The sequence below is a fragment of the Candidatus Symbiopectobacterium sp. NZEC135 genome, assembly GCF_025962695.1.
The window spans coordinates 1-1,121 of record NZ_JAGFPF010000620.1; the positions used below are offsets into that span (position 1 = coordinate 1).

1 protein-coding gene and 1 pseudogene are annotated in these 1,121 nt (G+C 49.0%); both read left to right on the top strand.

Annotated elements, in window-relative coordinates; translation table 11 throughout:
- Window positions 1-558: pseudogene (locus tag J5224_RS29225) on the top strand (hypothetical protein); the annotation flags it as partial.
- A 61-nt stretch (window positions 559-619) separates the two neighbouring features.
- On the top strand, window positions 620-1,121 hold a 502-nt coding region (locus J5224_RS29230), incomplete at its 3' end, for an ATPase, T2SS/T4P/T4SS family (protein WP_264628576.1).

Genomic DNA, 1,121 nt, shown 5'->3' on the forward strand with positions numbered 1-1,121 from the left:
TTAGCTAAAGCGTTACCCAGCGACGGCAGCATTGCCGATCTTACCGCTCATCAGTCGGTAAAAATGGAAACGTGCGACGCTGCATGGCTGTATGAGGATACCGCGTTTAATCGTTATAACCTGGTTTTCTTTGATCATGGAATTCACACACACGTCGAACAGCAGCTGGAACAGGTATTCATGCAGTCCCATGTCATTGTGTTGGTCATTTCACGGGCGTTAGCCTCACTGCGTGTGGCGAAAAATATACTTGAAGAACATAAACGTTTCTTGTTGGCAAACCCACTGAAAGAAGTACGTATTTTGCTGTGTTTAAACGAGAGTCATCCCAAAAATACGGATGAGCTTGTTAACGCTGATATTGAAGAGTATCTCGGGCTCGATATTTTTAGCGTGAATGCCTACAACGTTCATCATAATCCACTCTCCTCAGAGAGTGCGCTCTATCGACTTGCTGCTCACCTGTTAGGCAAACCATTGGGCCCTCCGTCCTCTCGTAAAACCCTGTTTACTCTACCGACTTTTCTTCGCCCCGCGCGTCAAAATGCGGTTGTGTGATTTTTGGTCTGTTTGATATCAGGGAGGTGGGAAATGGAACAGGTGATAGGGGGAAACGGCGATGAATTTTGAAACTGAAATGAACAGCACGCTGCTCTATTTTCGCGAGCAGGTGCTCAAAAATATCGATTTAGAACGCATTGATGAGTTGAAGAATCAGCGCGATGCGCTGCTGCGAGAAGTTAACGACGCCATTCAACGCGTGATGAATAGCACAGGACAATATCTTTCAAGCCGGGTTTGCAACTGCTTAAGCGAGCTTATTGCCGATGAGATTACGGGGTATGGGCCGCTGCGTGAGTTGATGGAGGATGAAAGTGTCAGCGACATTCTGGTCAATGGGCCCGAACGTATTTTTGTGGAGCGCGCGGGGAAATTGGAATTAGTCGATAAGCGTTTTATCAGCAACGAGCAGTTGATTGATATTGCGCGCCGACTGGTTGCGCGGGTGGGGCGCCGCGTTGATGACTCGCAACCGTTGGTCGATGCGCGCATGCCTGACGGGAGTCGCCTGAACGTGGTCATTGCGCCTGTTGCACTGGATGGGGCTTCCGTCTCTATTC